At 71.3% G+C, this 16870-nt stretch carries 22 protein-coding genes and 2 pseudogenes; 12 read left to right on the top strand and 12 right to left on the bottom strand.

The window, feature by feature from the left end:
• Positions 1 to 2: 2 nt before the first annotated feature.
• On the bottom strand, positions 3 to 1136 hold the full coding sequence (locus ACIBF5_RS15925; RefSeq protein ID WP_396812160.1) for a sulfite oxidase: 1134 nt from the start codon (positions 1134 to 1136) through the stop codon (positions 3 to 5).
• Between the two features lie 198 nt (positions 1137 to 1334).
• On the opposite strand from ACIBF5_RS15925, the pseudogene ACIBF5_RS15920 reads away from it, so the two are divergent.
• Positions 1335 to 1817 (top strand): annotated as a pseudogene (locus ACIBF5_RS15920) (peptidoglycan DD-metalloendopeptidase family protein); the annotation flags it as partial.
• Positions 1818 to 1985: 168 nt separating this feature from the next.
• Here ACIBF5_RS15920 and ACIBF5_RS15915 read toward each other — a convergent pair.
• The 5 genes and pseudogenes from ACIBF5_RS15915 to ACIBF5_RS15895 all read right to left on the bottom strand — a co-directional run.
• Positions 1986 to 3170, bottom strand: a complete 1185-nt coding sequence (locus ACIBF5_RS15915; RefSeq protein WP_396812158.1) for an aminotransferase class V-fold PLP-dependent enzyme — start codon at positions 3168 to 3170, stop codon at positions 1986 to 1988.
• 49 nt (positions 3171 to 3219) lie between these two features.
• Positions 3220 to 4161: a tyrosine recombinase XerC gene (locus ACIBF5_RS15910; protein WP_396812156.1), complete on the bottom strand. Its 942-nt coding sequence runs from the start codon at positions 4159 to 4161 to the stop codon at positions 3220 to 3222.
• Between the two features lie 50 nt (positions 4162 to 4211).
• Positions 4212 to 4985 (bottom strand): hypothetical protein, encoded by a 774-nt coding sequence (locus ACIBF5_RS15905; RefSeq protein WP_396812154.1) that lies wholly within the window; start codon positions 4983 to 4985, stop codon positions 4212 to 4214.
• A 532-nt stretch (positions 4986 to 5517) separates the two neighbouring features.
• Positions 5518 to 6762: a DNA-processing protein DprA gene (locus ACIBF5_RS15900; protein ID WP_396812153.1), complete on the bottom strand. Its 1245-nt coding sequence runs from the start codon at positions 6760 to 6762 to the stop codon at positions 5518 to 5520.
• Positions 6759 to 7220, bottom strand: a pseudogene (locus tag ACIBF5_RS15895) (ATP-binding protein); the annotation flags it as partial. The pseudogene ACIBF5_RS15895 and the gene ACIBF5_RS15900, both read right to left, overlap by 4 nt.
• A 101-nt stretch (positions 7221 to 7321) precedes the next feature.
• On the opposite strand from ACIBF5_RS15895, the gene ACIBF5_RS15890 reads away from it, so the two are divergent.
• The 10 genes from ACIBF5_RS15890 to ACIBF5_RS15845 all read left to right on the top strand — a co-directional run bounded on the left by ACIBF5_RS15890 (position 7322) and on the right by ACIBF5_RS15845 (position 13186).
• Positions 7322 to 8164: a hypothetical protein gene (locus tag ACIBF5_RS15890; RefSeq protein WP_396812152.1), complete on the top strand. Its 843-nt coding sequence runs from the start codon at positions 7322 to 7324 to the stop codon at positions 8162 to 8164.
• Positions 8161 to 9117, top strand: a complete 957-nt coding sequence (locus tag ACIBF5_RS15885; protein WP_396812150.1) for a hypothetical protein — start codon at positions 8161 to 8163, stop codon at positions 9115 to 9117. The genes ACIBF5_RS15890 and ACIBF5_RS15885 overlap by 4 nt, the downstream gene beginning before the upstream one ends.
• Positions 9117 to 9602 (top strand): hypothetical protein, encoded by a 486-nt coding sequence (locus ACIBF5_RS15880; protein ID WP_396812148.1) that lies wholly within the window; start codon positions 9117 to 9119, stop codon positions 9600 to 9602. Before ACIBF5_RS15885 ends, ACIBF5_RS15880 begins: the two co-directional genes overlap by 1 nt.
• The gene (locus ACIBF5_RS15875) at positions 9599 to 10549 is read left to right on the top strand and encodes an ABC transporter permease (RefSeq protein ID WP_396812146.1); all 951 of its coding nucleotides are present in this window, start codon (positions 9599 to 9601) and stop codon (positions 10547 to 10549) included. Before ACIBF5_RS15880 ends, ACIBF5_RS15875 begins: the two co-directional genes overlap by 4 nt.
• Before the next feature lie 186 nt (positions 10550 to 10735).
• A complete protein-coding gene (locus tag ACIBF5_RS15870) occupies positions 10736 to 11929 on the top strand; it encodes a helix-turn-helix domain-containing protein (RefSeq protein WP_396812144.1) in 1194 nt (397 codons plus the stop codon).
• Positions 11930 to 12143: 214 nt separating this feature from the next.
• Positions 12144 to 12347, top strand: coding sequence for a hypothetical protein (locus ACIBF5_RS15865; protein WP_396812142.1), 204 nt, complete (start codon positions 12144 to 12146; stop codon positions 12345 to 12347).
• On the top strand, positions 12344 to 12484 hold the full coding sequence (locus ACIBF5_RS15860; RefSeq protein WP_396812140.1) for a hypothetical protein: 141 nt from the start codon (positions 12344 to 12346) through the stop codon (positions 12482 to 12484). The genes ACIBF5_RS15865 and ACIBF5_RS15860 overlap by 4 nt, the downstream gene beginning before the upstream one ends.
• Complete coding sequence (locus tag ACIBF5_RS15855) at positions 12484 to 12777, top strand: hypothetical protein (protein WP_396812138.1); 294 nt, start codon at positions 12484 to 12486, stop codon at positions 12775 to 12777. The genes ACIBF5_RS15860 and ACIBF5_RS15855 overlap by 1 nt, the downstream gene beginning before the upstream one ends.
• On the top strand, positions 12774 to 12968 hold the full coding sequence (locus ACIBF5_RS15850; RefSeq protein WP_396812136.1) for a hypothetical protein: 195 nt from the start codon (positions 12774 to 12776) through the stop codon (positions 12966 to 12968). Before ACIBF5_RS15855 ends, ACIBF5_RS15850 begins: the two co-directional genes overlap by 4 nt.
• A complete protein-coding gene (locus ACIBF5_RS15845) occupies positions 12965 to 13186 on the top strand; it encodes a hypothetical protein (RefSeq protein ID WP_396812135.1) in 222 nt (73 codons plus the stop codon). The genes ACIBF5_RS15850 and ACIBF5_RS15845 overlap by 4 nt, the downstream gene beginning before the upstream one ends.
• 89 nt (positions 13187 to 13275) lie before the next feature.
• On the opposite strand, the gene ACIBF5_RS15840 is transcribed toward ACIBF5_RS15845, so the two are convergent.
• The gene (locus ACIBF5_RS15840) at positions 13276 to 13524 is read right to left on the bottom strand and encodes a helix-turn-helix domain-containing protein (protein ID WP_396812133.1); all 249 of its coding nucleotides are present in this window, start codon (positions 13522 to 13524) and stop codon (positions 13276 to 13278) included.
• Between the two features lie 7 nt (positions 13525 to 13531).
• Positions 13532 to 13876, bottom strand: a complete 345-nt coding sequence (locus ACIBF5_RS15835; RefSeq protein ID WP_396812131.1) for a hypothetical protein — start codon at positions 13874 to 13876, stop codon at positions 13532 to 13534.
• A 125-nt stretch (positions 13877 to 14001) separates the two neighbouring features.
• On the opposite strand from ACIBF5_RS15835, the gene ACIBF5_RS15830 reads away from it, so the two are divergent.
• The gene (locus ACIBF5_RS15830; protein WP_396812129.1) at positions 14002 to 14661 is read left to right on the top strand and encodes a hypothetical protein; all 660 of its coding nucleotides are present in this window, start codon (positions 14002 to 14004) and stop codon (positions 14659 to 14661) included.
• Between the two features lie 70 nt (positions 14662 to 14731).
• Here ACIBF5_RS15830 and ACIBF5_RS15825 read toward each other — a convergent pair whose 3' ends face one another.
• The 4 genes from ACIBF5_RS15825 to ACIBF5_RS15810 are packed head-to-tail and all read right to left on the bottom strand — an operon-like array spanning position 14732 to position 16708.
• The gene (locus ACIBF5_RS15825; RefSeq protein WP_396812127.1) at positions 14732 to 14995 is read right to left on the bottom strand and encodes a hypothetical protein; all 264 of its coding nucleotides are present in this window, start codon (positions 14993 to 14995) and stop codon (positions 14732 to 14734) included.
• Positions 14996 to 15013: 18 nt separating this feature from the next.
• Positions 15014 to 15358: a hypothetical protein gene (locus tag ACIBF5_RS15820; RefSeq protein ID WP_396812125.1), complete on the bottom strand. Its 345-nt coding sequence runs from the start codon at positions 15356 to 15358 to the stop codon at positions 15014 to 15016.
• On the bottom strand, positions 15358 to 16194 hold the full coding sequence (locus tag ACIBF5_RS15815) for an N-acetylmuramoyl-L-alanine amidase (RefSeq protein WP_396812123.1): 837 nt from the start codon (positions 16192 to 16194) through the stop codon (positions 15358 to 15360). The genes ACIBF5_RS15820 and ACIBF5_RS15815 overlap by 1 nt, the downstream gene beginning before the upstream one ends.
• Positions 16195 to 16213: 19 nt before the next feature.
• Positions 16214 to 16708 carry a hypothetical protein gene (locus tag ACIBF5_RS15810; RefSeq protein ID WP_396812121.1) on the bottom strand — a complete coding sequence of 165 codons (495 nt, stop codon included), beginning with the start codon at positions 16706 to 16708 and terminating at the stop codon, positions 16214 to 16216.
• Between the last annotated feature and the right edge of the window lie 162 nt (positions 16709 to 16870).

Genomic DNA, 16870 nt, shown 5'->3' with positions numbered 1-16870 from the left:
TTCTACCGGCCGGCGAGCACCACGACCTCGACCCGCTGCACCAGGTTGTTCGCGAACCCACCCCGGTTCCACGGCTGCTCTACCGGCTGGGTACGCCCCGACGCGTCGGTCGCCCGCGCGCTCAGCGTGTACCGGCCGGGGGTCGCCTCCCAGTCGTACCGCCAACGACGCCAGGACCACTCTGCGCTGTTCAGGCCGGTGTCCGTGCCCTCGACCGCCGGGTCGAGCGTGGCCGGCTCCCAGGTCACACCGCCGTCGACGGTCACCTCGACCCCGGTCACCGGGGCATGCCCGGACCAGGCCCGCCCGGTCAGCGGGACCGTGCCGGGCTGCACCGCCCGCGCCCGGGACATGAAGTCGGGGAAACCCGGGGGCTGGACCAGTGCCCTCGGCTCGATCCGGGTCACCGGCACGCCCGGGTCGTCGGGGTGCTGACGTACCCGGTAGGCGACCGCGTTCTGGTAACCGTCGAACTCCCGGTCGAGCACCTCGATCCGGTGCAACCACTTCACGTGCGCCATGCCGTACCAGCCCGGCACGACCAGGCGCAGCGGGGCGCCGTGCTGCGGCAGCAGCGGGGCACCGTTCATCTCGTACGCCAGCAGCACGTCCTCGCGCAGGGCCTCCGGCACCGGCAGGGAGCGCTGGTAGTCCTGTTCCACCCCGCGTTCGACCCCGTGGTCGGCGCCCGTGAAGAGGACCTCGACCGCGTCCGCCGACAGGCGGGCCTCGCGCAGCAGTGGTGCCAGCGGGGTGCCGGTCCAGTCGGCGGTGCCGACCGCCTCCACCAGCCAGGGCTGGCTCACCGGTCGCGGCTCCAGCAGGGCACGCCCGTTGCCGGCGCACTCCATGGTCACCCGGTGGGTGACCCGGGGACGCCGCCGCAACTCGGCCAGGTCGAGTACGAGCGGGTGGTCCACCCGGCCCTCGACGGTGAGCGTGTGACGCGCCGCGTCGGTCTCCGGGATGTCGTAGTGGGTGAGCAGGTAGTGCAGCCCGACCGGGGTGACGTCGTAGCGGAGCGCCTCCAGTGGCAACCCGTGGTTACGGGCGGCGAGCTGCAACTCCTCCGCGGAGATGCCCTCGCCCGGTTCCGCCAGTCGCGAGGGGCGACTCACCTCGTCCACGGTGCTCATCAGTTGGCCTCCCTGCTCGGGCCCCGCGTCGTCGGCGGCGGGCGTACCCGGGCCAAGCCTAGGCGAGATGCCCCGTCGGGCTGTCGCCCATAGCAGATCAAGTGGCCCAGCGGACGTTTTCCACAGCGGTCTCGCTTGTCCACAACCCGGGACCGGACCGGTTGCGCCGGACCCGGCAGCCGGCCAGGCTCCCCGCTCATGAGGACCTTTCTGCACCCACTGCGCGGGCTTGCCCTCGTCGTGCTGATCACGGTGGCCGCGCCGCCGCCATCGGCCCGCCCGGCGTCCGGGGCCCCGCAGGCGTGGCAGGTCGGCCTCGGGGCACCCGCACCCCGGTCGGTGGGCTCCGGCGCGGTGGTCTCCGGGGTGCCGGTCCGGTCGACCTTCCGCTGGCCGCTGGCGGGCGTACCCCGGGTGACGCGTCGGTTCGACCCGCCGCCGCTGCCGTGGCAACCCGGGCACCGGGGGGTGGATCTTGTTGGGGTCGCGGACGCGGTGGTCCACACGGTCGGGCCCGGGGTGGTCCTCTTCGCCGGCGAGGTGGCCGGCACGCCCACGGTGAGCGTCAGTCATCCGGTCGGGCTGCGCACCACCTACCAGCCGGTCCGCCCGACGGTGCGGGTCGGTGACCGGCTCGCCGTCGGTGACCGGCTCGGTCTGCTCGTCCCCGGCCACCCGGGCTGTCCCGAGCCGGCGTGCCTGCACTGGGGCCTGCGCCGGGACGAGCGCTACCTCGACCCTCTCGCGCTGCTCGGACTCGGTCGGGTCCGGCTGCTGCCGGTGCGAGCGGCGCGGCGGGTGCGGCGCCCGGGCCGCCCGTCCGGCTCACCCCGGCGACCCGCCGGGTCGTCAGGTGGCGATCAGGCCCGGCAGGCTCTCGGCGAGCCGGTCGTACTCCTCGGCCCGGTTGTAGACCTGGGCGCTGAGTCGCAGCCAACCCCGGTCGTTCCAGGGGGTGACGAAGATGTCGGCGTTGAGCGTGTCGGCGGCCCGCTGCCGTAGCGCGAGCGCGTCCGGGAAGGTGGCGGCGACGCCTTCCGGAAGCGGTAGGAGCCGCATCGAGACCGTCGGTCCGCCGGGGTCGAGCAGGTCGGCCGGGCCGAGGCCGAGCGCCGCACCGACAACCCGCTGCCCGTACGCGGCGAGCGCGGCGTTGTGCGCCCGTACCCGGTCGACACCGAGGTTGCGCAGGGTGAAGATGCCCACCGGGGCGGCCAACCAGCCCGAGTAGTCCAGCGTCGCCTGGTATTCCACGTTGAGCGGGAAACCGGTCGGCTGCTCCCAGGAGACCACCAGCGGCTCGATCCGTGCCCGCCACCGTGGCGCGACCACGAGCACCGCCGTCCCCCGGGGCGCGTACGCCCACTTGTGCAGGTTGCCGACCCAGAAGTCGGCGCCGATCCGGTCCACCTCCACCGGCAACATGCCCGGGGCGTGCGCCGCGTCGACGAACACCGGTACGCCGAACTCGCGGGCGACGGCGACGATCGCCTCGACCGGGAAGAGGCGGGCGGTCGGCGAGGTGATCTGGTCCACGATCAGCAGCTTCGTCCGGCCGGGGCGCAGACCGGTGCGGATGATCTCGACGATCTCCTCGTCGGAGGAGGTGAGCGGCACCGACACCGTTCGCGCCACCGCGCCCGTACGCCGGCACTCCCGCTCGACCGCGAAGGCGACCGCGCCGTACCCGTGATCGGTGCTGAGCACCTCGTCGCCCGACTCCAGCCCCAACGACTGCAACACCACGGCCGCACCGGTGGTGGCGTTGCCGACCAGTGCGGTGCCCTCCGGATCGGCACCGAGGAAGGCGGCCAGGAAACGGCGGGCGTGGGTGAGCCGGTCGGTCAGCCCGACCGTGTAGAACCGTTGCGGGTTGGTCTCGGTCTCGTCGCGTAGTCGCTGCTGGGCGCGCTGCACGGTGATCGGGACGGTGCCGAACGAGCCGTGGTTGAGGTGGGTGACCGCCGGGTCGAGCGAGAAGAAGAGCCGGGCCCCGGGGATCGGTTCGGGCGGCAGAGACGGTGCGTCGCTCACGTGATCATCCTATCCCTGCCGTTTCCCGGCCGGACCAGGGAAGCCGTAGTCAGGCGCGGGGGTGCGCCTGACGGTACGCGGCGCGCAGACGCTCGGCGGAGACGTGGGTGTAGATCTGGGTGCTGGACAGCGAGGCGTGGCCCAGCATCTCCTGCACCGAGCGCAGGTCGGCGCCGCCCTCCAGCAGATGCGTCGCGGCGGAGTGGCGCAGGCCGTGCGGGGTGGTCCGGGGCAGGTTCGCGGCACGGGCGTAACTGCCGACCACCCGCCGGGCGATGGTCGGCTGCAACCGACCGCCCCGCAGCCCGAGCAGCAGCGCGTCGGCGCTTGCCGGCCCGGCCAGCGCCGGCCGGCCCAGCCGCAGCCAGTCGTCGAGGGCCCGCTGGGCCGGCAGGCCGTACGGGACCGACCGTTCCTTGTCACCCTTGCCGAGCACCCGGATCACGCGCCGGCCGTGGTCGATGTCGCCGGTGTCCAGCCCGCAGAGTTCGCTGACCCGCACCCCGGTCCCGTAGAGGAGTTCGAGCAGGGCGCGGTCGCGCAGCGGCACCGGCGACGCCTCGTCGCCCGGGGCCAGCACCAGGGCGGTCGCCTGATCGGCCCGGAGCACGCTCGGCAGTTCCCGGTGCGCCTTCGGACTGGCGAGCGGGGCACCGACATCGACGGCGATCCGGCCGGCGCGAAACGCCCAGGCGGTGAACGTACGCGCCGACGCGGCCCGGCGGGCCAGGGTCGTACGGGCGGCGCCGAGCGTACGTTGCTTTGCCAGCCAACTCCGCAGGACGACGAGGTCCAGTTCGCCCGGTGTGCCACAGCCCATCCGGACGGCGTGGTCGAGTAGCGAGACCAGGTCGGCCACGTACGCCCGGACGGTGTGGGTGGAGCGGTTGTCGACCCGGGAGAGGTGCCGGGCGAAGTCGTCGACCACGTCGCGCATCGGTTCCGGCAGGCGCTCGTGCACCGCCCGGGTGCTACTGGTCTCGCGGCTCATCAACTCCGACCGTCTGCCGGATCCCGGTCGCAGTCAAGCCGGCGCGCCGGTCAGGCGGTCGGGTTCTGCGCCTGTTCCTTGGCGTTCTGGACCCGGCTGATGATGTCGTGCACCGGCTTGGTGCCGCTGCCGACCATGACCCCGGTGATGATCGCGTCAACCCAGACCGGCAGGCCCTGCCACTCCGGGCCGGCGACCGCGTGCAGGACGTAGAAACCACCGGCGCTGGAGGCGACCGTGGCGACCGCGGTCGCGATGCCCCAGGAGACCACCGTACGGTTGCTCCGGGCGCGCTCGACCCGCGCCTTCGCCTCCGCCACCGCGACCAGGTCGTCGTGCGTCGGGTTGGTCCGGTTCGCCAGTGCCACGATCGACTGTTCGAGCACGGCCTCGGTACGCCGCCCCGGGAACCACCGGGAGAAGGGCTCCAGCACCCGCTCGACCGCCGCCGCGAAGACGAGCAGCGTGCCGAAGACGGCGGTGGTGTCCGCCGGCTGGATGATGGTCGCCGCGTTGCCGCTGGACCAGACCGCCCAGGCTCCGTAGCCGCCGACGGCGATGGTCGCGAAGGCCGCGAGTACGCTGCCGAATCCGGCCTGCTGCGAGGTGGCCGAGGCGGCTTCGGACGTGTCACCACTGCCGGCCGGCTGGCCGGAATCCGGGGCTTCCACGGTGCCGTCACCGGCCGAAGTGGAGCCGACGGCGGAGACCTGGGCGGTACCGGCCTGCGCGGATTCGGCTCGGGCGGCGGCGACCCGGCCGACCGCGGTCACCACAAGCTGTCCGGCGTTCTCCAGAACGGACGCGCGTCGTACCAGAGCCATTGGCGGATCCTCCGTTTGAGCGTCTTTGCGGTGAACCGTGCGGAAGGCTACGCCCCGCTGATGACGTCGCGCACGTGGGGCGCGGTAATCCCACAGGCCCGTGACGTTTTCGGTGGTGGGAGCCTTGAAATCGTGGCGGGCACGGCAGAATTGCCGAATGTGAACCGATCGCGGTATTCGATCCATTGAGGACTCAGGCATCAAGGACGACCCGCTCTGCCTGGAGATCCTCGCCGCCCGCGACGCGTGAGCTGGTGGCATGACGGCGGACAAGCGAATGGGTAGCACGGGCGGAATCTGGGGCGTCCGACTGGCGGGAGTGCGGGGCCAGCGTCGTCGAGCGACGGCGGGACGGTGCGGTGGGTCCTACCCGCATCAACTCATGTGTCCTCGCGCCGACGGTGCGAGCCAGACGGTGCGAGCCGTCGCGACCGCCACGCCTGCATCGTGCGTCCGGGTGCGACGACATCGTGTCCCGGCGACCGCACCATCACCGCGTCGTTCCGCGCCCACGGCGTCGGGGTCCGACTCCCTACAGAAGGGTCGGGTCCGCCGTCGTCGGGCGAGCCGACGGTACGGCGATCGCGTACCCGTCGTCGCGGCGGACGATCAGGTCGAGGTCTTCGAGCAGGGCGAGTTTGCGCAGCGTGGTGCGTACGTCCAGACCGGCTCGGGCGGCGAGCGCGTCCGGGTCGAGGGCGCCCCGGCGGGGGAGCGCCTCCAGGAGCAGCGCGGACTCGTCGTCGAGCAGGTCGCGGGGTTGCCGGGGCGCGCGCGCCGGCGGTGCCAGGTCGGCGCCGATCCGGCCGACCTCTTCGAGCACGTGTGGCAGGCCGGTGACGAGCCGGGTGCGTGGATGTTCGCGGAGCAGTTCGTGGGCGCCGACCGACATCGCGGAGGTGACCGGACCGGGAACGACCATCGCCGGACGGTTGATGGCCAGTGCGCGCCGCAGGGTCTGGGTGGCGCCGCTGCGGGCGGCTGCCTCGACCAGCACCGTGCCGGCGGTGGCCGCCGCGATCAACCGGTTGCGGATCAGGAACCGGTGCCGCAGCGGCTCGGCACCGGGCATCCACTCGCTGACCAGCAGGCCGGTTTCGACGATCCGGTCGAAGAGCGAGCTGTTGCCGGCCGGGTAGGGGCGATCGACGCCGCAGGCGAGTACGGCGACGGTCAACCCGCCCGCGTTGAGGGCGCCCCGGTGGGCGGCGGCATCGATCCCGTGCGCACCGCCGGAGACCACCGTCCACTCCCGTTCGGCCAGTCCGTAACCGAGTTCGGTGGCGACGTGCAGACCGTACGGGCTTGCCGCCCGCGCACCCACCACGGCGACCGCCCGCTCCAGCGCCCCGGTGAGCGGGTGGTGTCCGCGTACCCAGATGGCCAGCGGTGGGGCGGTCTCCTGGTCGATCGTGCGTTCGGCACCGGGCAGCGACAGCAGGTCCAGGTCACGTACCTGTTGTGGCCACTCGTCGTCCTCCGGGACCACGATCCGGGCGCCGAGCCGCTCGGTGTGGGCGAGCGCCGCCGCCGCGACGTCACGCGGGTTCCCTGCCGCCCGCCGGGCCGCCACCGCCGTCCGCAACCGCCGGTCCGGTACGTCGCCGGCGAGCAGCCGGTCCAGCGTGCCGACCGGCCCGTACGTGCCCACCAGCCGGTGCACCGACCGGGTGCCCGGTTCGGTGAGCCAGGTCAACGCGACCCGGGCGAGTCTGACCTCCGTCAGGTGGTCCTTCGAGGTGGACTCGTTGACGGCGGGCCGCAGTGGTGTGGTCATGACGTCTCCCTGGTGCGTAGCTGGATCGCCTCGGCGACGTCGTCGGCACCTGGCCGTTCCCGTCCGTCGAGGTCGGAGATGGTCCAGGCCATCCGGATGACCCGGTCGAATCCACGAGCGGAGAGCGAGCCGCTGTCCAGTCGCCGCCGCAGTTGCACGGTGCTCGCCGCCGGCAGTCGCCACCTGGCCTGCCGCAGGTACGGGCCGGGTACGTCGGCGTTGACCTTCCAGCCCAGCTTCGCCCAGCGCGCGGTGGCCGCCGCCCTGGCCGTGGCCACCCGCGCCCCGACCACGGCCGACGACTCGTTCGCCTCCGCGCTGGCCATCAGTTCGGCGGCGCGCAACGGGGTGAGCGTCACCTGCACGTCGATCCGGTCCAGCAGCGGGCCGGAGATCCGGGACAGGTACCGTCGCCGGGCCAGCGGAGTGCACTCGCAGTGCGTGTCGCCGGCGGGTTTAGTGGGTGTCCACATGACGGGTACTCACAAACCAAGACGGGGCCGGCAGGTGCGCCAACACCTGTTACTCCGGCCCCTTGATCGCACTGGAGCTGCGACCCATGAACATGATGACGGATGCTCCCTTCTCGAGGGGACCCCTCTCCGCCGGACCGGTCGATCGCCTGCACGCGTACGCGCTGCTGCTCGTCGCCGCGATGACCGGCCTGCCCGCCCCGATCCGCGTCGAGGCTCATGACGCCTCGCTGAACCTGCGCTTCGCCTTCAATGACCGCGCGTCGGTCGAGGCGTGGGCCGCGCACCTCGGCCTGATGACGCCGGTGCTGACCGGCAAGGTGCAGACCTTCAAGCGCGGCACGATGGTGAACTACCGCTCGCGCCGACGTAACTTCCCCGCGCTGCCCGGCTGGTCGGTGTCGGTCGGGTGCATGGTCGACGTGGTCGCCGACGAGCTGCCGGTGGACGAGCCGGTCGAGCACTACATGGTTGCCGGCGAGGCCGGCGGTCCGGGCGAGTGCAGCGCCACCTGCGCCTGTGGCACCACCTACGCCGGGTTCAATACCCTCGCCGAGGCGACCGCCGAGTTGACGGTGCACATCTCCGAGACCGAGACGCCGGAGCCCGCCACCGACCCGCGCCGCCGCCCTCACGCCCTGATCGCCGCCGGCATCGCGGCCGGCCTGCCGATTCCGACGGTGCTGGAGATCTACACCGCGAGCCGGGCGCAGCTCGGCCTGACGTTCGACGTCGGCGCGCTCGAGGCGGTCGACGCCTGGTCAACGTTCCTCGGCCTGCCGACCCCCGGCCCGATCGTCGGTACCTTCCTGCTGCCGGACGCGGAGGTGCGCGAGGCGTACGGGTCGCGGACGACGACCCACCCGGCCCTGCCCGGCTTCCTGGTCGAGGTCGTCGCCGGCCAGCGCATCGAGGGGCTGGACCGGTGAACGCCCTGACCCTGCCCGGCTGCGGCCAGCCGGCCACCATCCGAATCGAGGGCTACACCCACGCCGACGGCAACGTCTCTCTCGACGCGTCGGCGTACGCCTGCGACATCCACATCGACGTGACGATGGCGGCGCTGGCCATGGTCGGGCTCGCCGGGTACCGGGCGCCGCTGGTGGTGGGCACGAAGCGGTGCGGCGACGGCATGGACTTCACCGGCCCGGTGTCCGTCATCCTGACCGCGCCCGTGGTTCCCATCCGAGCTGTCGACGCCTCGGCGGAGATCGCCGCCGCCGCAGCCCGGTTGCTCTCCGGGATGGACCCCGGGGCCGAGTCGACGCCGGAGGCCGAGCACGACGCCGCACAGGTCGCGGACTTCCTGCGCGAGCTGATCGAGCCCCCGGTCGACCTGGACGCGGTGATGACGCTGGCGATGGAGGTCGGCGAGGCCGAGGGCCGACGGACCGCGACCCGGGACGCCCTGGCCCACGTGTCGGTGCTGGCCGGGCGGGTCCGGGCCGAGGCGGCGTCCGGCGGCGACGTCCTCGAGGCCCTGGCCCTGCTTGCCGACCCGGCCCGGCTGACCGCGCACCGTACGGCGATGCTCAACCGGAACCGTGGTTCCGAGCCGGCGCCGGGGTTCCCCGCCTTCCTCGAGCCGCGCCACGTGGCCAGCACCCTGACCGTGGTGGAGATGGCCACCCTGACCAGCCTGACCCCGTGGGAGGTCTTTCTCGCCGGTGCGCGGTTGCGGACCCGCGCCGACGCGGTCGCCGTGGCGGAGTCGACGCCGATCGGTACGTCGGCCGAGGTCGCCGACTGGGTCGAGCGGGTGGCCCGGATGTCCCCTCAGGCGGTGGTGGCCGCGCTCGACTGGACCGTGGACGAGGACGGAGCGCGGCGGGTCATCGACCTGTGCGTCGGCTTGGCCGCCGAGCGGGACGGGGGCCAGTGATGCGCCTGCGTCGCCTGACCCACCCCGCGAACCGGCCCACCCACCGAGCCGCCCCGCGCCCCCGGGTCCGGGTGCCGCGCCTCGAGGCCGAGCCGCTGACGCCCGAGCAGGAGATCGCCATGGCCGAGTTCGACGCGGACGTGGAGCGCAACCGGCAGGCCATCGCCTGCCCGGCGTGGTGCCGCACCGACCACGCCCACTTCGCCGAGGGCGAGCTGATGGAGGGCGTCCGGGAGTGCAGCACCGAGTCGCCCACGCTCCCGGGCCTCGCCGGAGGGTCGTACAGCGCCGAGGCGGTCCGGTTCACCGACTTGCAGATCGGTGCGATCCGCCAGCCGGAGATCCGGTTGAACGGCCCGGACGCCGGCACCCTCACCCCGGCGAACGCCCGCCGCCTGGCCGCGCAGCTGCTCAACGCCGCCGACATCGCCGACGTCCCGCCGGCCGACACCACCACCGACCACCACGGAGGCGACTACCGATGACCGCTCCCACGAGCAGCCACCCGCGTTCCGTCGAGGACGTGATGCCCGACGCCCGCGCCCTGGTGCTCAAGCTCGGCGGCCTGCCGTCGCGGAACAAGGTGAAGACCACGTTGCGCGTCGGCGGCCCGAAAGCAGACGAGGTGCTGGCCCGGCTGCGGGAGGACGCGGCGGGACCGGTCGACCCGTGGGCGTTCGCCGACCCGGAGCCGGCGACCGTCCCGCGCGGGGCATTCCGACTGTCCCACCCGGGACAGTCGACCGAGCCCGACGAAACCGAGGTGAGCACGGTTGCTCACCTGTCCGAGTCCGGACACCTGCCGACCGGAACAATTGTTCCGGTCGCAACTGCGTCGGATGACGCAGTTGCCCAGCCCGCCGGGACCCGGTTGGTCGATCGCCTGCGCGCCGCGCTGGACCGGGTCCGGGACCGAGGTCCCGAAGTGAGTACTTCTACTCAGTTCGACCAGCCGGAACCCCTGGTCGCGGTGGGCGTAGACCCGGTCGTGCCCGCCGGGTCCGAGCAGGTCCGGGCGCTGGCGGTGTGGCCGATCGTGCTGCTGGCCATGCCGGCGTTCGTGGCCATCTGGAGCGGGTGGGTCGGGCTCGGCGGGCTCACCGGGTTCGGGGTGGTCCGGCCGCTCCCCGGCATCTGGGACAGCCTGAGCCTGGACACGGCCATCACGCTCCCGATCGGCGTCGAGGCGTACGGCGCCTACGCGATGTACGTGTGGCTGTCGACCCGGGCACCGGTCCGGGCGCGGAAGTTCGCTGCCTGGTCCGCCGTGATCTCGCTGCTGGTCGGCGCGGCCGGGCAGGTGGCGTACCACCTGCTGGTGGCCAACGGCATCACCGCGGCCCCGTGGCCGATCACCGTGGCGGTCGCCTGCCTGCCGGTGGTCACGTTCGGGCTCGGCTGCACCCTGGCCCACCTGGTCCGGGTGAAGTAGCCCGACCTCGGTGGGCATGACGCCCACGCAGATCCCCGGCCCGGACCGCGATGGTCCGGGCCGGTCGCGTCTCGACCGGGACCCCTCGATCGTTTGCACGAGGTATCGTCCGCAGTGGCGGCTCCCGTCGGTTGTAGCGGTCGGCGGGGCCGCCGCCCAGACCGCTACCTGGGAACGAGGTCCGCCATGCTGCCAGCACCCACCTCATTCGGCACCCGGCTACGCGCCCATCGCGAACGCGCCGGCAAGACACGAGCAGTCCTCGGCGGCCTCGTCGGGCGCAGCGAAGACTGGGTGAAGGCCCTGGAATACGGCCGCCTGCTCACCCCACGGCTGCCGATGCTGCTACGCCTCGCCGAGGTCCTCGACGTCAATGACCTTGCCGATTTGACCGGCGAGCAGTCTCTACCCGTCGCCTCCGTGACCCGCGCAGGCCATCCCGCTGCCGAGCAGATCAGCGCCGCCATGCAACCAGGCGCCGTGCCGCCAGGTACCCCGACCCCAGTAGCCATCCTGAGGGGCCGGGTCGACCAGGCGTGGACGCTCTGGCACCAGTCCCACTCCGAGCGGTCCGCCGTCGCTGCGGTCCTGCCCGACCTGCTCGGCGAGGCACGTGTGTCCGCCCGGCGACTCGACGGCCCGGACCGCCGGCAGGCCCTGGTCGAGCTGGCCAGGGTGTACCACCTGGCACAGCTTTACATCGCGCACCAGCCGTACCCCGAGCTGGTCTGGTTGGCGGCGGACCGGGCGATGGCTGCGGCGCAGGATGCTGACAACCCGGGCGCCATCGCGGTTGCCGCCTGGTACTACGCCCACGTCTACCGGTCGTCGGCTCAGGTTGACGCGGCCGAGCAGGTGCTGATGGACGCTGTCGACCTGCTCGACCCGGAGTCCGGCGCCGAAGATCTCGCCCGTTGGGGGCAACTCCATCTCGGCCTGGCGCTCGGGCACGGCAAGGCGGGCCGGTCGGGTCAGGCGTGGAGAGCGTGGGACCAGGCCCACCGCGCCGCCGGCCAGCTCGGCGGCGCGCATTCGTGGCTCATGTTCGGTGAGGTCGCGGTGGAGGCGTACGCGGTCACGCTGGAAACAGACCTTTGCCGACCAGGTGAGGCCGTGCGTCGGATAGCCCGGACGCACTACTCCTCTCTGCCGTCGCGGACCAGGCGGTCATCACACCTAGTTGACGCGGCTCGCGCCCACCTCCAGCGCAAGGAAGAGATCGCGGCGGTACACCTGCTCGGTCGTGCCCTCCGCGAGTCGGTCGACACGGTGAGGCACGTGCCGTTCGCCCGGATGGCCATCCTGGAGATGTGCGGCAGTCGCGGTCCGGTAGGCGAGGATGCCCGGGAGCTGGCGCTCGCCGTCGGCATCGACTGGTAGGTCTACCGGGGGTACAAACTATCCCTGTTACTGGCCGCTACCGCTCATAGCTTGTGAGTAGGCGCGACGACCCCGTTTGTTGAGGGGTGGGCGGGGTCGTCGCGCCCGCCATGGCACCGTAGCTGCGTCTTCTATGGCGGCTCGGCGTCTGGGGGTGCGGCGCTCAGGGGCGGGCCGTCGCGCCCCCACCTCCACACCGTCCCGGAGGTGACACGTGAACAGCACCCGACGTAAGTGGTTCGCGGACCCCAACGACCAGGCACCGGCCGCCGCCTCACCGCCCGCGTCCGAGCCGGCACCGGTGGAGCGCGTCGACATCCGCCCGGCGCTGATGCTGGTCGGCGCGGCCACGATCGGCGCACCCCGCCGGACCGGATCGGCACCGACGCGGCGCGGCAACCGGGGGTGGTGGCGGTGAGCAGCCCGGAGGAGACCGTACGGCAGGCGCTACAGGTCAAAGCCCAGCACGAACGCAAGGGGCGGTGCTCGGACCCGAGGTGTACCGGCGACGACTCCTGCCCGGCGCTGGCCCTGACCAAGCCGGGTGAGTGGTGATGGTCGTCCTGCGCGGCGTGGTCCTGCGCGACCTGGTCGTGGAGCTGGAGCCGGGCGAGTGGTACGCGGGCTGGGAGCTGCCTGCCGTCACCCGCAAGGCCGTCCGTCTCGGCGACGTCGACCGGATCCGGACCCGGATGGTTGCCCTGCGAGGCGGCGGCCAGCGCGAGGAGATGTGGGTGTCCGGCCACAAACCCGAGTGTGGGCAGCACCCGGAACACCAGGGGTGCATCGCCGAGTACGTCGCCCTGGCGGCCGTCGAGCGGGCATTGGCGCAGCGGGGCACGCGATGATGGATGAGGGCTGGACCCCGCAGGCGATGTGGTGGTCGGCCAACATGACGATCACCGGCCACGCCGGCGGGCAGCGGTGCCCGCAGTGCCGCCCGGACGGGTGCGCCCAGCTCGCCTGGGCGATGCAGCAACGGGAGGCGGGCCACCCGATCTCGGTGGTGCCGGTGCTGCTCGCCGGTGCGCGACCGTGAGTGAGGGCGCCCGGCCGGCGCTGACCAAGCGGACGTACAACCACACGGCACCGGTCGACGCGACGCTGACGTGGCTGGTCGCGCGGTGGGGAGTTCCCCGCACCGATGCGGTCGGCCGGGCGGTGCTGATCGCGGCCGTGATCGACCGGATCGCCCCCGACGGGCACCTGATGATCCAGCGTTCCGACGGCACCACCACCGAAGTGTTCCTGGTGTGAACGGGGCCGGCGGCAACCGGCTCCGGACGCACGAAAGCGGCCCCCGACCACCTCGTGAGAGGCAGTCGGGGGCCGTCAGGTGGGCTCAGTTACCGGCGATGGCGGGTACGGGCTGCCTGATTTCGGGTCGTGGCCGGTGACGAGGACTTGCGGTCCTCCTCTCGACGCAGCATGAACTCGTCCACCGCGGACCGACGGATCCGGTACCGCGGCCGCTTCCTTCCGAGCCCGATGTCGATGCGGGGCAGGTGCCCGCCCCACACCATCTGGTAGACGGTCTGCTTGTTGACGCGCAGCAGGGCGGCGACTTCCAGGACGGTGAGGTAGTCCTCGGTCATACGGCCCTCATCGAGGAAGGAGCTGCGGACGTCGCTGGGGCCGTCCACTCTCGGCGATGGCAGCGAGTCGAAGCCGCTCCTCCGAGATGACCTCGATTCGCGGCACCGTCGGCGGGATGTGATGGCGCTGGCCGACGACCGCCACGTCCGCGTTACCGGTCAACAGCTCGGAGAACACGCCTGACCAGCGGCTACCATCCGCGTCGAGTACCAGCGAGGCCAAGTCGTATCCCCGTAGCTCGCACCAGTCGGTGCCCCGTTGTAGCCAACGCGCCTGCTCCCCGCCGTCGGGCACGTAGAGCACGGCGCGGGGCCTGACGACCGATTCTCGCTGCCGGATTTGATCTTCCATGAGGCGACACGTTGCATGAAGATCATTCGGCCAGATCGCACACCGGGTGCGACGTCGTCCAGGTTCGGTGTCAGGCCCCTGACAGATCGCAGCCGTTCATCTGCCTCCCGGATAGCGTGCGCCCGGTGACCGCACCCCCCGAAGCTTCGTCGAGCAGCGACCCGGCGCTCGCCAACCTAACCGTGCACTGGAAGTGGGTTTCGTTAACCCTCGCGATTATCGCGCTCACCGCGATCGGAGTTCTCAGCGTGATCGTCGGCACGAACGACGTCGACACGTTGAGCACGATTGCACTGGCCCTTGCCGTGCTGGCCTTCGCAGCCCAATTGATTGTGTCCCTGGCTCAAGGCATGGCCGGTGCGCAGCAGTTGGCCCAAGCCGAGAGAGTCAATGCCGATACACAAGCGGCACTTGCTGCTCTCCGCGCTACGAGTGACGCCATGCTTGCGACACAACGAGAGCACTTTGGGCAGGTCCTACAAGCTGCGCTGAACCGAGCCGTGCCGGCTGCCGTCAATGACCTTGCAGCGAACAAAGCTGGTCGTGTGGGAGAGAAGGCAACAGAGCAGACCGAGGAGCTACAGGAAGCGATTCTGGCGAGGCTAGATGAGTACTTTGCAAGGCGTTTTGGATCTCCGGGGACGGCTCCCGCTGGCCGCACGTTGAACTCGGTGTCTTGGCGAGCCCCGTCCCTAGCCAATCCCTCGTGGAGGTTGGAAGCGGAAGATTCGCTTCCGGTGAGCTTGCGAGGCGATACGGGAGCAGCCCCACCGACCCTTCAGTGATGTCGGTGGGGCTGCTCCTGTTGTGTCAACGCTTGGCGCGTACTCCAAGCCAGTCCATCGAACGCTGGACCTACCGCTGCGTCGACGGCAGGTCCGGGCGCGCGGTGTGCTTCGCCCAGTAGCCGGCGCCCCACGCGGCCAGGCCGGTAACGATCAAGCCGATGACGCCGACGACCGGTAGCGGCACGTCCGGCGGGGCGTCGCCGTTGAACGCGAGCAGGTCGATCAGCCACACCGCGAACGGCGTGATGACGGCCGCCGCGCCGGCACCGGCGGTCGCCGCCGCCTTCACCTTGGTCTCGGTACGCGGCGGGGTCGGGTAGCTGTCGGACATGGTGTCTCCTCAGGCTGGTCAGGGGTTTATCTGGGCGTGGATGATCGCGACGACGATCGACCCGACGATCGAGATCGGCAGCCCGACGATCGCCAACGTCAGGCTCAGCCGGGACTGCCACGCCCGCTGACCGGCGACCTTTTCGGCCTCTTCGCGGGCGGTGATCTCCTCTTTCAGGTCACCCTCGAGCCGGCGCATCCGCTCGTGGTCACCCGACCGGTCAGCCGCGTACACGGCCGCCGGCACGAACGTCAGCCCCCGGAGTTCCTCCCGGAGCTGCTGGAACCCGTTGCGCATCTCGACGTCGACCCGGTCGACGCGCCGGCCGAGTTCGCCCAGGGTGACCGGGTCGGCGTCGGCCATCAGCTCATCCGGGTTGCGGCGACGCGGCGCAGCAGCGCCTCAGCCAGCTTGTCGTAGTCGATCGGCTGCGGTGCGGTCGCCCGCTCGGCAGCGGCACGCGCCGCCTTGGCGTCAGCGGCGATGGCCCGGATCTGGGCGGTGACCCAGACCGGGTTGCCGCCCTTGTCGGTGCCGGCCGCCGGGGTCTTCTCCGCGCCGGTGATCAGAGCGCTGCCGACCTGGTACGAGACGCCCAGAGCGCCCTCCTGGCCCGGTGTCAGTGCCATGTCGTCGTCCTCTCCGTTGAGCAGCGCGGTCACCCGCGTGCGGAATGCGCCCATGTCGAACGTCGGGTCGCTCTTGCTGCTGGTCTCCCCGGCGGGCCGACCGGCGTACGGCTGGTGCTCCTTGTGACCTGCGACCTTCGCGGCGGTCCAGCCCATGCGCCGGCAGATGGCGGCGACTCCGCGTTGGTAGGAGTCGAGCTGGGCGGCCGGCCACGCCTGGTTGCGGTTGTCGTTCTGTGCCTCGATGCCGATCAGGTTGGTGTTGCCCAACCCTTTGAGTGGCCCGGCCCACCCGACCTTGGCGTGGTTGCACCGCCCGGACGCGATGACGGTCCAGGCGCCGGAGCGGGACAGGTACAGCTGGGCGATCGGCGGCGGCGCGGTGTTCGACCCCTCCAGCAGCACCCGGATCTCACCCGCGTCGGTCGACGTGGCCGAGCCGGCGGTGGCGTGGCAGATCAGCCCACGCGGGTCGTACGAGTCGGCACCCCGGGTTCGCCATCCGGACTGCTCGTACACGGTCAGACCGGCTGCCCTCAGTACCTCGGGCAGCCACAGTAGACGGGCCATTCTGTCCTCCTTTGCGTTGTCATCCGATGCGCATCAGGCGCAGCCACGATCCCGCCGCGACGGCTGTTTGACTGGCGGTTGAAACGCTCTGCGCCCACCTGAATTGGAAGATGCCGCCACTGCCCGCAGGAATGATCAGGGTCCCTCTAGGTGCCATTGTCCCGAATGGTGGGCCACCCACGACCGCCGTGTCGCTAATGGAGCCAATCCACGAAAGGACAATCGGATCAGGTGACGAGCTGGACGAGGATCCATGGGCAATCGCTGCCCAGTTGAACGTCGCTCCAGATGGCCCTGACCAGCCAACTTTGAGATCAGCGGCGGCCGTGGTTTGGAAAAACAGCATCGAATCGACAGCCCAAGTCGATGCCGCCGGCAAGGCGGTGAACCGTAGTTGAGTATCATCCTGCAGAACGGTTTGTGACTGGATCGGCTGGAAATCTGTTTTAACCGCGATCACTGTCGAGTTGAGTTGGGCCGGGTACATGAGCATGCCCGTCTTCCAGGTGGTCACAGATGTCCTCCTAAAGGGGCACGATGGCGGGGGTCGTCACATTCACTGGTGTGCCGACTGGCCATAATCGGGTCGGCCCAGAACCGGGGGCTATGAACGCGGTCTGCGGGCTGACGTCACCCGAGATTCCCGACAGGGTGATCAGGTCCCCGCTGACCTTGA

Source organism: Micromonospora sp. NPDC050417, from assembly GCF_044458865.1.
GTDB lineage: Bacteria > Actinomycetota > Actinomycetes > Mycobacteriales > Micromonosporaceae > Micromonospora_G.
The sequence above is the reverse complement of the archived record's forward strand: the minus strand, read 5'-3'. Positions and strand labels throughout refer to the sequence as shown.

Bases quoted from the DNA above. Each gene is read 5' to 3' on its own strand.
- ACIBF5_RS15840 (WP_396812133.1), bottom strand. From the start codon at position 13,524: ATGACCGAGGACTACCTCACCGTCCTGGAAGTCGCCGCCCTGCTGCGC.
- ACIBF5_RS15825 (WP_396812127.1), bottom strand. From the start codon at position 14,995: ATGTCCGACAGCTACCCGACCCCGCCGCGTACCGAGACCAAGGTGAAG.
- ACIBF5_RS15900 (WP_396812153.1), bottom strand. From the start codon at position 6,762: ATGACCACACCACTGCGGCCCGCCGTCAACGAGTCCACCTCGAAGGAC.
- ACIBF5_RS15870 (WP_396812144.1), top strand. From the start codon at position 10,736: ATGCTGCCAGCACCCACCTCATTCGGCACCCGGCTACGCGCCCATCGC.
- ACIBF5_RS15880 (WP_396812148.1), top strand. From the start codon at position 9,117: ATGCGCCTGCGTCGCCTGACCCACCCCGCGAACCGGCCCACCCACCGA.
- ACIBF5_RS15850 (WP_396812136.1), top strand. From the start codon at position 12,774: ATGATGGATGAGGGCTGGACCCCGCAGGCGATGTGGTGGTCGGCCAAC.
- ACIBF5_RS15835 (WP_396812131.1), bottom strand. From the start codon at position 13,876: ATGGAAGATCAAATCCGGCAGCGAGAATCGGTCGTCAGGCCCCGCGCC.
- ACIBF5_RS15875 (WP_396812146.1), top strand. From the start codon at position 9,599: ATGACCGCTCCCACGAGCAGCCACCCGCGTTCCGTCGAGGACGTGATG.
- ACIBF5_RS15815 (WP_396812123.1), bottom strand. From the start codon at position 16,194: ATGGCCCGTCTACTGTGGCTGCCCGAGGTACTGAGGGCAGCCGGTCTG.
- ACIBF5_RS15910 (WP_396812156.1), bottom strand. From the start codon at position 4,161: ATGAGCCGCGAGACCAGTAGCACCCGGGCGGTGCACGAGCGCCTGCCG.
- ACIBF5_RS15855 (WP_396812138.1), top strand. From the start codon at position 12,484: ATGGTCGTCCTGCGCGGCGTGGTCCTGCGCGACCTGGTCGTGGAGCTG.
- ACIBF5_RS15905 (WP_396812154.1), bottom strand. From the start codon at position 4,985: ATGGCTCTGGTACGACGCGCGTCCGTTCTGGAGAACGCCGGACAGCTT.
- ACIBF5_RS15925 (WP_396812160.1), bottom strand. From the start codon at position 1,136: ATGAGCACCGTGGACGAGGTGAGTCGCCCCTCGCGACTGGCGGAACCG.
- ACIBF5_RS15890 (WP_396812152.1), top strand. From the start codon at position 7,322: ATGAACATGATGACGGATGCTCCCTTCTCGAGGGGACCCCTCTCCGCC.
- ACIBF5_RS15820 (WP_396812125.1), bottom strand. From the start codon at position 15,358: ATGGCCGACGCCGACCCGGTCACCCTGGGCGAACTCGGCCGGCGCGTC.